The following is an 11,918-nucleotide window of genomic DNA, read 5'->3' on the forward strand; positions in this document are numbered from 1 at the left end:
TAAAGTTCTGTTTTTTGTAGAGACGTTGCCTGCAACATCTCTACAGTCGTGTAGGTTAATTAAATAGAGCGCGGTACGAAAGCATCTGCTATTGGTGCTTGAGTATGAATCGGCACGCGAATCTTAGCAACGGGATTATCCCCACCTATGACTAAATAGCCTTCTAAGTTGGGTATCATTTGCAGTTCGGTTGGTTGAACTGTGTATTCCTCTTGCTTTTCGTGGTGAATGTTTTCCGATCGCTCTCCTCGTCCTAAGTTATGATTAATCGCGACGCGAATTTCCCAGTAGCGGCGCTTGCCAATCAGATCCGCCATGCGCTGGCTAGTTTCAGCATCGGGACAATTGAGAATCAGCTTGGTAAAAGTGTTTTGTAACAGAATGCGAGTTGATTCAATGCCATAAGTTTTAGTCATTTGGGCATCTGTTTGTGTGCCAATGATGGCAGTTCCTCCAAATTTACGCCCTTCTGCTAGTAAGCGTTCTAAGGTTGGTAACTTCTGTAATGCCCCTAGTTCGTCAATCACGATCGCAGTTTTCATCATGGGATATGGATCTTTACTGAGAATGCCGCGAATCACCAGATCGATCGCTGCACTCAACGGCGTTTTGAGCGTTGATGTTTGCCCTTCCAGTAAGGGCAAAAACAGCCAGCGTGGATCGTCACTGTGCCCATACTGATAGAAGCTTAATGATTGTCCGCGATCGCTCAGATACTCATAGCACTCAGTCTGAGAATTTAATGTAAACCGCACGCTTGCAGCTAATTTGGGATCTTCAAAGCACTGAATTGCAGGTGTATCGTGCAGTAACATCCGCATATCTTGAGCGCTACCGTTGATAATTTGACGAACTTCTTCGTTATTAGCGGTTTTTTTCCAGATATTCGCTAACAGCAATTGCGCTTGTTTGTACCAAATCTTATCCTGGGTATCTTCAGAAATGGGTATAAACGAGTTGGCAATTTCCAAAGCAGGGAGCGATCGCATTTCTTCGGTATGACTCCAAGTTACAGAGCGATCGTCCAATGGGTTGAAAATCAAATCGCGATCGCGGTAAAAATATCGCAACATTTCCCCGTTGCGATCGAGAATCACGACTCGAAAATCCGATCGTTGTCGCAGGGTATCTAGTAATTGAATCAAAGCCTGAGTCTTCCCAGCACCCGCACGTCCGACAATAAAAATATTCAACCACTCTTGTTCTGTAGTTAGTCGGACATTAGCTAACTGTAAACGTGGTTCATTCACCACACCCTTATATTGCTTTTGTTGGCGTTGCAGGTGTCGGTTTAGTTCTTCACTGCCAACACTTTCTCGACCGCCAATTTCGGTTTGATTGAGCTTACGCTTGCGCCGATCGACCAATACTGTCATCCCTGTACTTGCTCCACCTCCGGCAAGCATAAAAGGTATTAAATCACGCACTGAGATATAAAATGCAATACCCGATCCTACTAAAGCCCCACAAAGGCTACTAGGAATAATTTGATTGCGTAAAGCACTTGAAGAATGAGGCTGATTCATATTTTATTCTCCTCTGGCTCAGTTCAAATAACGCTGTGATTGCCAAACTGATAAACCTGCTAAAGCTAGGAGAGGGAAAGGCCCCATATTCAGAACCCAACCTGCTGCCAAACCAATACTTCCAAACACAATTTGTCGATAAAGCGGATCAACGTTACTCAGAAACCAATCAAGAGCGGCGGCAATGCTAACTCCAATACCAAAAGCAAGTAAGCTGTCAATTTGGACTTGAACCATAGGCGCTAAAACTACAAACAGTACCCCACTGCTGAAGTAAAAGGCATGGCGGAAACACCACGGTAATACCGTTTGCACTAACAATTGCAATAACCAAAAGCAGACCTGAAACGTCAAGCTGAAGACTTGCATTAACAAAGAGAAAAACAAATTTTCCATAAACTCCTCGCATACATAAAGTGTGCGTACTCAATCCGTTAGTTCTGCCTGCGTGGGTAAAGACAAGGCAGCAGTAATTTGCTGCAACAGCCTTCCCTGTAAGGGAAACTTTGCAACGGTTGTATATCTGTATCGTTAGAGTTCGACTCAGTTATGCAATTTTGTCTAGGGTTGAACCGTCATACGAGTTTATTGAGCTTTGCTAGATCCGACTTGGTGGAGTTGGGCGATCGCTACTGGGTCGGGAAGTTGGGTGAGGAGGCGATCGCAGTAGGTTTGTAGTTCGCTGAGTAATGTGGAAAGTTGGTTTAGTTGTGCTTCTACTTTGGTGATTTTTTGGGCTAGGGGTTGACGCTGTTGAATAATGCGATCGATTTGCTGGGGTCTAGGCATAGGATTTGTCTGGTTTAACTCTGCTAGGGATGTATCGTGACAAACTGTTGGTTTTATGCGAAGTGTGGGGTAGAGTTAGCGCAAGCCGGAACTGATGAAACCCGCCCAGTAGTGTGGTGCTGCGAAGGGATATTGTTGACGGGAGAGGGTTTTGAGGTTTTGTTTGAAGATACAGCGGTTTCCGCAGTAGTGAGGTACACCAAATATAGAGGTAACGACTGTAATAAATTAGTTTGGTAATTTCTGACTGTACCTCATAACAGCGGAAACCGCTGTAACCCTCTTTTGTCACTTTGGTCAGAGAAAAAGGCTTTCACCTTGCGATCGCTGGATTTTAGCCATTCTCAATAATTTAGGCAACGCCCGGCGAAAGCCTTACAAACCAGTAGTTCTAGAAAATTCTCTGCCGAGAGTGACAAAAGAGGGGTAAAATACGCGATCCCATAAATTCCCAAAGACTCAGGTAATTCTTGGATGTGAGATTTAGTCCTCTCTTCATCAGAGGGTAAAGTAGGGGTTATTAAAAGGTAAAAAATACTTACCAGCAAAGTGAAAAATTATTTTTGAATTAGCTATTGCTGTGAATAATAATTTAATTATTCATAAAATTATTACGCTAATATTTTATGGAATTTATCTGATAATTATATCAAAATGAGTAGTCTGTTAAAAAAGGTTTTGTAAATGGGCTTCTTGCTGCATTCATCCGCACGATTGCACTAAATCCACTTGGTAATATATTATAAGGTCGAGCAGCGATCTCTCTAATTCCCAAAATGGGGACTTGGTTATATTCACCTAGTTGTTTGCTCAACCAATCCGCTGTTTTAAAACTTACGCCCTGTAGAAATATTTGTGTCCGGCAGTTGTCTAGAGCTATCATAGCCTTTCCAGAGAATTGATCGATAGATTGGCACACTAGGAAAACACCTACTTTAGCATTACGGCTAATAGCTGTAAGCTCTTCATAATCAATATTTTTTAATCGAGGTGCTTCATCGCAAATAATATAAGTAGGAATCCATTGATAGTTGGGATTTTTCATTCGGCAATACATCACCTCCATTATATAGTTAATCATAAGGGCAGCCAATGAAGAACTTAATTCACCCAGCGGTGGGCTGATAATTATATTATGTCTCGACGTTCCATTTAGAGCCTGCAACAAAAAAATCTCACTATTACCATCGCAAATTTTTTTTACATTTGGATTTTTTAAAAAACTTAGTTTATTCTGTAAATAAGTAATCGCCAGCCCAAACCTATCATCGGGAATATTCAGGTAGGAATAAAGTTCCGATCTCCAGCGCTTATCAGCCTCGGGCAAATTCGTTAACAAAGCTCGTATAGCACTCCTGTTTATAATTAATTGGGGTAAATCACTGGGGTTAAAGTTTATGAGATTTTGCCGACGCGCTTCAACAACAATAGCCAGAATCGCAGTCAGCCATATAATGTCTCGCATATAAAAGCTGCTATTATGATCTGTACTATCAAAATTGCCGTAGAGAGCTTCTGCGATCTTCCTAGTTGCTTTTTCAGTCCCAAATTTTTCTAACTCTTCTAAAAAATTCCAAACGATACTGTTGGCGCTGTTGTTTAGACCCCAAATTACTAATTTTGCTCCTGCCTTATTAGCCATAGCTACCAGTTTATAATGTAATTCACCAGTAATATCAACACAGACTAAGTTACCTTGAAAAACAAAGTTTTCAACGGACTTAAGGAGCAACGCTGTTTTACCAGCACCTGTAGGGCCAACTATTAAAACTCCTTGAAATAAAAGATGGTTTGGAATCCAAATATCTTTCCCTATCGTAACTCTACCTCGTTTAAAGTTTATATATTTTCCCAGCCAAAAGTCTCCATTGTTATAGCTACCATTAGTCAGGCTTTTTGCTTCATTTATATTAGCTGTTTGTGAGTAATCAAACATTTCTCTATATTTATCCGAGGATTTAATTGACTCGCCCGATCCCAATATTAAAATATCTTTGTTAGTGGTTAAGCTGTCTATATACTGAAAAGCTTGAGATAATCGATCTAATAAATTTCTCATATTTATTCTCCAACCTCTACCCCTTCTGTTGTTACTATAGTTAGAACTTTGAGATTGGGTATTTGACAGCAAAGTTTTAGCTGTATCCGTACCAAGCGATGCAAATTTTTTCTGCTGCTTTTGCCTATCTACTTCATCAAAAGCATAGGACAAACATCGAGCCATATTTTTAAATAAATAAGCCGCATTAAATTCATTCTTATTTAATAAATATTCAGCATAAAGTTCCATTGTTTTTACTAAATTTCTATCTAATAAGTATAGGTAACTATTCAAAACATTTGGTTCTTCTCCATAAGGACAATTCAGCAATTTTTTAATTAAATTTATATAAATATTTTCGTGATTTTTACCGATATTACTAGGCTCAAAACGATCTGCAAAACTTACAATTCCACTACTTTTATCTACTGAATTCTCGCTTATTAGAGGCAACCTAACGCCAGCAACCCTTATCCAATCCCCCAATTCACCTAACTCTCTAAATTTCTCAAAAGCCTCCTCATTATCCCCCCTTGCCAACTTACCCATCCCACGCGAATAAACCAATAAAGGCTCAAATCCCACCAATGGTTCTGCCAAAGTTTCCACCACCGATGCCATTCTCACCAACTCTGCCTTATTCTGTTCTTGCAGCTTTTCACGCAGCGCTAATGCCAACTCCCGCGCCGCTTTATCCGGCTTTGTATAAGCTAATGCCGTCCATTTTTGCACCTGAGCAAAATCCCTAATATTTGAGTCATCACTATGAATCTGCTCTTGTATATATTCCAATACAAACTCAGACAAATTCTTAAGCCTTTCCTCCCCAAAACGAGGATTAGCCTTCAACTCATTTAGCAGCACATTTCGCCCTGCCAAATCCATCTCATAAAGTTCTTCTCCCCCCACCTCTTTACACAAACCAGAAAGCAGCACATCCGCTACCGCTTCCCAAGGAATATTCAACAATTTATCTTCAATATCTCGCTGAAAATTCGCCCAAATTTTATATAATAAATCGGGAGTCAACGCCAAAGGAAAAGCCGCATGATACGCCAAATAAAGGTGCGGTTTACCAAAACGCTCCTCAAAAGACCTCACCTGTCGGTAAACCAGTCTATCCTCTGTTTTTTCTAGTTGTGACGGACTTGCTAACCCCAACTGTAACTGATTCGCCAACTGCCTTAACCATTCAGCTTGCTGAGAATCACCCCGCTGAGTCAGTACCCCCGCGACTCGTTCCATTGCCTGCACTAGACCAGCATCAATTAAAGCTTGATTTCGCCGCAAAATCTCTGGTTCTTGACCATTTTCACAAGTCAACAACTGATTAATAACATTCAGATAAGATTGCAGACGTTCTTCATCCATGAAACACTAATTTAACTCAATAAAATTACACAGTATTTGACTCTCATTATCCTTGTTATTCCATCCCTGTATCCTTGTTTAACATCCTCTTCATATCCCATTCAAAATTCCTGCCTTGCAGCACGTCCCCTCAACAAATTAATCCCAGCTTGCAACCCCCGCCGCGTCATTTCAAACATCGGCACCAACTTTTCCACCTCCTCAGCACTTGTCCCCTGCCAACGCTGACGTGACATCGGATTCAGCCAAGCAACATAACGCACCTTCTTTTTCACTTCCTCCAAAAACTCTTTCGTTAATTCTATGCGTTCCTGACTCCAGCCACCCCGCGCCGCACCCCCATCACTAAAAATCAAAATCGCCGCACGGTCACTTCTCATTCCCTCCACCATATCGCCAATCCTTTTAGCCGCCGGACTATGAGGCGCAGGATAAACATACTCCACCGGACAATTGTGAAAATAGTAAATATCCGCCTTCCCCAACCGTCCCCCTCGCACCGCCGTTTCCGCTAACCGTCGCGACAGCGCATGAAACGGCACCATCGACCCCCCATAATCAATCAATAACAGCAACTCCGTCCGATTCACCCGACGCGGCACCAACACAGGCGACACCATTATCCCCTCCCGTCCTACCCGCTTCACCGTCGCTTCCACATCCAACTCCACTGGTGGCCCTTCCCGAATCGGACGACGCAGAAAACGCCAGCACTGCTTCATCTGCCGCTTTGTCACCGGAAAATATTCCGATGTCAAGATAAACGAACTCTCAGAAATCTCCTCATCCTCACCAGCAGATTGCAACAATGATTTAGCAACTTGTACTTCATCTTCCACTTCCAATGTCAGCTTTGCAGTTGAGTCAAGAGTCAGCGTGGTTATATCTTCTTCTAACTCTAAATTCAAAAGTTCTTGTAAATCTAAATCGCGACTAAACTTTTTGATATCCGCAAACTCTGGCTCCTGTTTTGCTTGCTCCCAGATATCAATAAACAAGTCAATCACTGCCGCACGTTCCGACTCATTATAAACCTCTACATCAATCGGATTATCCAATGCACCAGAAACCTGAGCGCGTAATTTTTCCTCTGTTTGATTAACAGCTTCTTCAGTGTTTTCTGAGTTTAGTGCAGTGTGGGATTGAATATCAACAACCAACGCCTTACCCAGTTCCGATTTACGCCAATCCTTATTCTCAACACCTATCTCATCCAAATGTACGGCTCGACCTACAGCACCGCGCACTTGGAAGATAAAATCATTGTAGTCTCGATCGGTTGCGTCATCAACCCGCATATCTTCTAGCACAAATGTACTGGCATTACTCCAAACGTCAGCAATTTGACCAACGTGAGGTAATTCATTAACATTTACTGACAAAAATAGCGATCGTAATACTCCTTCAACAGCATGATTATCCACCAATTGCTGTACTTGACCATTTGGCACTAACATTATACCAAATGTATCCCCTGGACGCATTTCAAACGTTTTGAATCCCTCGCATTTCTCAGAGTTATTTTTTTCATCTCCAGACAGTGTGGCATTCAGTCTAGCTTGTTGTTGGCGCTTATTAATTACTAAATAGCCTAACTCTGAATTACTTAGCGCACGATTAACCGCCTTTTGTATAAATTCTCTTGAACCAGGTTCATATTTATCTAAACCTGCTAGGCTGAAGATAGCTAGCTCGCCTTTATATTCGCCCCCATCCAACAGGTAGTCAATCCCAACCTTACCTGTTGAGCCTACCGTAAAGATGCCTAACTCTGAAGTAGCTGAAAATTTAGTATAAAATTCTCGCACTATTACCTGTTCAAAGTGATAATCAAACAGCCGCTTCTGCTCATCCGATTTCACCCAAAGATTACAGCACAATCTTGCCAAAGCATCGCAATCTGAAATACCAAACCCAGCCTGCAACGCCCTTAAAAGTAAATTATACTCATCCACCCCCAACGGCAAGCCAGCTTCCCGCAGCCGCATAAAAAGTTCAAGTAGCGGTAACTCATCCATCTTCACTTTAACCGCCCCAAATAACGCAAATGGTCATTCCAACTTTTCAACAATACCCCAGGATAAGGAAGTTCTCCCTTGAGTTTTTCCAATGCCTGTTCCGTACCATAACGATACAGCATCCGAAACCAATCAATTAACTCACTCGTACTCACCTTTTTTTCCGCTTCCCCTTCCTTTTCACTCATCAGTTTTCGTAACTCCCAAAAACGACTCACAGCCGCATCTATTAACCTTTCCGGCGAATCAGGAAAATGCGCTTGCACAATTTCAATTAAACGTCGCTTATCGGGAAACTTAATATAGTGAAAAATACAGCGACGCAAAAAAGCTTCTGGCAAATCCTTCTCATCATTACTGGTAATAAAAACAATCGGTGCTGCCTTAGCTTCAAACTTCTCCCCCGTTTCCTCCACCTCAAACTCAAGTTCATCCAATTCTGCTAACAAATCATTAGGAAAATCAATATCCGCCTTATCAATTTCATCAATCAACACCACAGTCCGCTGTTCGCTTTGAAAAGCTTTTCCCAATTGCCCCCAGCGGATATACTTATTTTCATTCTCCTCAACAATACAACCCACACCCGCCAATTGAGCATCCCGCAAACGCCTCACTGCATCATAACTATACAATCCATCTTTAGCCCGACTCGTAGACTTAATCCGCCAAGCTTCATAAGGTAATCCCAATTCATCTGCCACAGCTTTCGCTAATCTCGTTTTCCCACACCCAGGTTCCCCCTTCAACAGCAGTGGACGTTCCAAATAAATCGCCTGATTCACGGCTTCTACTAATTCTAAACTGGGTAAATATGGCGGTTGTCGCTCAAACTTTGATTTGACCTCCTGAGCCACCTTATTTCCAGAATATTCTAGTTGTTCGTTTTTTAAGTTCTCAACCATGATTGGATTAAACTCCAGTTACAACTGCATAATAAACAAATCTTTTTCATCATAAACTCTGGCAGGTCATTTCGATTACTACCTAGAATAAATTGGGTATCTTGCCGAAGCAGATTGATAGCCTCTGGCATTAAAATCTTAGCTAGTTTATTGAACCATTCAGTTAATACAGGTTGAGAAAAATCATTCTGTATTTGGAGTAGAACGGGCATATCAGGCATCCAATTTTTCTGAAAGTCACTGGCAAAATTACGCTTCAGATTCAAGTTACCTCGACCGTCTACTAAAAACATCAACAATCTATAATTATAGCTTCTGTTTCTATATAAATTAGCTAAAGTATTACTCCAAAAATTTATCAGATTGTTCAAATCATCTTCTGGTAAATTATGAGCATTCTTAAAAATAAGAATCACATTTCGGGAATTTAAACATTCCACTATGGCTTGAGCAACACTTTCAGGAGAATAGGGTTTGATAGCACCAACCTCTAAACCAATATCGTCCAAAATCGAGCGTAAATCATTAGCTTTGCTAGTTCGAGCTAAATCAATAGGAATTTCCAGGCTAGTTTTATGACGTGGTGCATATTCTATCAATCGATGCTCAATAGACGTTTTTAGAGCATATTCCAATTCAGAAACAGTTAGTTTTTCATTCGGTTTCAAGTAAATGCACCCGTTTTTCCCATTAGCTTGGCTACTACTGTGTCCTGCAAAAAATAAAATATCCCATCCTTGTTCATCCCATAAATGCTCATTAAGTTCTTGCTTTGAAGGTTGGGGAAGAAACACAGAATCAATTTCACCACAACATAAATTTTCTATAACTTGCTTGTCTGGTTTGGTATTAATGTGAGTTGAATCTCCAAAAACCGCTAAAATTCTTATCTTCTCTTTGACTTTCCCTGCTTGAACAATTCGCTCGAAGTTTGGCGCACTCAAAGCAACTTCAACTCGTTGAGAATAATCCTCCAACAAATCCCAGAGATGCCAAGGTAATCGCCGCAACAAGCTATCTTGCGTTTGGAGAATGAGTAGCAGTTCATCAGATTCAACTAATCTATCTAGGCTTTTGAGTAATCTTTCCCTAATTTTGCAAAATTCGCTTGAGTTTAACCATTTATTCAAATTCTCTTTCAGAATTGCAGCAGCTTGCTTAATTTCAGCGTCGGAATAGTTGTTTTCTTTTGCTTCTTGCTTTTTTTGAATGCGACGAACTGCTTTAAAAGCCAGATAAGCTGACTGCCAATTATTGTAGAACTGTGGCAGAGTAGGAGATGGTGGTAACTGCCCTAGAATCTTAGCGTCGGGGCGATCGCCTCCCAACCAAGCCTCCAAGGTGACGGGAAACCCTGTCTCAAAACACCCCTTCCCTATTTCCAGAATAACGGACTTCCCCATTACTGCTTTCGGCACTGGTTTCTATTTTGACATCATACACTCAAGCCGCCCCTAACAGGATTACTGTTGAGCGCTCTTTCTATAACTTTACACTCGGCCTCCTGCTTAAGTATGCCCACATACTTGAATTGATGAATACTTTTCCCAGTCGAGTGCTTCCTTTTTCTATTAAGACTTCACTAGTTGCCTAAACTTTTACTCTCCCCGAAGTGACAAAAGAGGGATTACGCAGTTGGTGGGAGAGACAGCCAAGGAGCCGCTAAGTAGGAGCGTACCGCCTCACGAACAATACTGACTTTGGACTCATACCAACTGATGCCAGTATTAAACCAGTAGATATCCAGGCGCAGAAACGCTCGAATCGCTTGCGCCAATGTGATTGCGCCCTCGCACGAGCCGAACGTACTTGGGCTTTCTCCACTCCACAGCACTGCTCTAGACCGGGCGTGGTATTCCTCAATCGACCACTCAAAATCCGCCCACTGCTGGCGTTGTAAGAAACTCATCTTTAAATCATTGGTCGCCCAGTAGTCAATGTCACCGTCTGTGGCAACTATCTTGAATACTCGGATGAACCCATAGCTAATGAGCTGAACTACTGTTCCAGTGGCAGCGATCGCAACGTCACAGATCCGTCGGTTTCCTGTCTGATCGGCATTCACTAACCGATTACGTTTCAGTCGAGTCAGCCAGATCCAGCTATAGCTGGCAATCAACTTCAAATTGGTTAATACTCTGAACCAACTATCAAAGGCTACGCACCTGGGCTTGAAACCTCTCTCATGAACCCTTGTTAGCATGGCTCGAAAGTGGTCATTTTTGGTCGCCCCGTCTACCTCCTTCTCATAAAGTCGATAATCACAGGGGATGTGTTTATCCCCATCCGACCACAGTAGGCTCGTCAGATTGATGCCTTGAACAACGCGATACAAGCCTACCAGACCATTGCCGAGTGACTAACTCCATCTGTTTGGCATACCACTTGTCGAGCATCGTATCATCAATCACCAGAAGCCCTTGCTCTAACTCAACTCCGTGTCTTTCGCCTCGTGCCAAAGCTCATTAGGCTCTGGTTCAAACTGTCACACAAACGTGGCGCTCGCTTCCCTGAGTTCTCAAGTTAACCAATCATGCTGGTTCAAGGTTATGTAATGCCGCGTAAAAACTCATATCGCTACGGTCTAAAACTTAGAGGCGCAAGGCTCACGCGCTCTCTCTGAAATCAAGTACAACCGTTATTTTAAAAGCAGCCTTAACAGTCTTTTCGATTAGTTCTGCTTGCTCAATTGTGAAAGTACAGCTTGCTATAAATGCTACCACTTTTGAGCCTCTGCTACAATTGCTTTAATTTGGGAGTGTAGAGCTTGCTGTTAAATTATTAAATTGATATTAAGTGTACCGGAACGGTAAAAAACCTCAAAATTAACTTTTTAGGACTGAGTTTCCATGATTTTTTTTGCATAAATTTGCATAAATTTGAGTTTTTGTGAGTTTTTTTGAGTAAAACTATGCAAGCTCAGCTTGAATTATTACCTGAAGTCGAGGCAGTATTTGCAACTAAAAACTCAAAATAATGCAAATTTATGCAAATTTATGCAAGCTGGGAAACTAAGGAAAAAAGCAGAGATGAGCGATAGCAAGCAATGTTTTTGTGATCACAAACCTGACTTTTACGTGCAGAAATAAAAATAATGCAGGCTGTAAAACAACTGCATCAATCGGTACTGACTCCCATGCAATACGATCGCGCTTGTCTTTGTATTGGACATCTGGGTTAGGTTTTTCCGCTTTGAGTGAGACGAATCTGGAGAGAGGCAATACCCAGGATACGCTTCTGAATGAGAGTTGAGGTCGCGATCGCTAAA

The 11,918-nt window shown here is 41.8% G+C and carries 10 protein-coding genes; 1 reads left to right on the forward strand and 9 read right to left on the reverse strand.

The window, feature by feature from the left end; translation table 11 throughout:
• Positions 1-59: 59 nt before the first annotated feature.
• The 3 genes from PY364_RS21345 to PY364_RS21355 form a co-directional block, all read right to left on the reverse strand.
• The gene (locus PY364_RS21345; RefSeq protein ID WP_275526060.1) at positions 60-1,526 is read right to left on the reverse strand and encodes a type IV secretion system DNA-binding domain-containing protein; all 1,467 of its coding nucleotides are present in this window, start codon (positions 1,524-1,526) and stop codon (positions 60-62) included.
• A gap of 18 nt (positions 1,527-1,544) precedes the next feature.
• Positions 1,545-1,922, reverse strand: coding sequence for a hypothetical protein (locus PY364_RS21350; protein WP_275526062.1), 378 nt, complete (start codon positions 1,920-1,922; stop codon positions 1,545-1,547).
• Between the two features lie 189 nt (positions 1,923-2,111).
• Positions 2,112-2,315 carry a hypothetical protein gene (locus tag PY364_RS21355; protein ID WP_275526064.1) on the reverse strand — a complete coding sequence of 68 codons (204 nt, stop codon included), beginning with the start codon at positions 2,313-2,315 and terminating at the stop codon, positions 2,112-2,114.
• Between the two features lie 36 nt (positions 2,316-2,351).
• Here PY364_RS21355 and PY364_RS21360 point away from each other — a divergent pair, with 36 nt between their 5' ends.
• Positions 2,352-2,555, forward strand: coding sequence for a hypothetical protein (locus tag PY364_RS21360; RefSeq protein ID WP_275526066.1), 204 nt, complete (start codon positions 2,352-2,354; stop codon positions 2,553-2,555).
• Between the two features lie 409 nt (positions 2,556-2,964).
• Here PY364_RS21360 and PY364_RS21365 read toward each other — a convergent pair whose 3' ends face one another.
• The 6 genes from PY364_RS21365 to PY364_RS21390 all read right to left on the reverse strand — a co-directional run bounded on the left by PY364_RS21365 (position 2,965) and on the right by PY364_RS21390 (position 11,109).
• Entirely contained in the window at positions 2,965-5,535 is a 2,571-nt protein-coding gene (locus tag PY364_RS21365) for a type IV secretory system conjugative DNA transfer family protein (RefSeq protein WP_275526068.1), read from the reverse strand.
• Between the two features lie 293 nt (positions 5,536-5,828).
• Positions 5,829-7,745: a DUF4114 domain-containing protein gene (locus tag PY364_RS21370; RefSeq protein ID WP_275526070.1), complete on the reverse strand. Its 1,917-nt coding sequence runs from the start codon at positions 7,743-7,745 to the stop codon at positions 5,829-5,831.
• Positions 7,746-7,747: 2 nt separating this feature from the next.
• Positions 7,748-8,650, reverse strand: a complete 903-nt coding sequence (locus PY364_RS21375; RefSeq protein ID WP_275526072.1) for a MoxR family ATPase — start codon at positions 8,648-8,650, stop codon at positions 7,748-7,750.
• Entirely contained in the window at positions 8,635-10,068 is a 1,434-nt protein-coding gene (locus tag PY364_RS21380; RefSeq protein ID WP_275526074.1) for a hypothetical protein, read from the reverse strand. Before PY364_RS21380 ends, PY364_RS21375 begins: the two co-directional genes overlap by 16 nt.
• A gap of 209 nt (positions 10,069-10,277) precedes the next feature.
• A complete protein-coding gene (locus PY364_RS21385) occupies positions 10,278-10,853 on the reverse strand; it encodes a hypothetical protein (protein WP_275526076.1) in 576 nt (191 codons plus the stop codon).
• 73 nt (positions 10,854-10,926) lie between these two features.
• Entirely contained in the window at positions 10,927-11,109 is a 183-nt protein-coding gene (locus PY364_RS21390) for a hypothetical protein (RefSeq protein WP_275526078.1), read from the reverse strand.
• Between the last annotated feature and the right edge of the window lie 809 nt (positions 11,110-11,918).

The sequence above is a fragment of the Kamptonema sp. UHCC 0994 genome, from assembly GCF_029167235.1.
In the GTDB taxonomy this organism is placed as follows: domain Bacteria; phylum Cyanobacteriota; class Cyanobacteriia; order Cyanobacteriales; family Microcoleaceae; genus Kamptonema.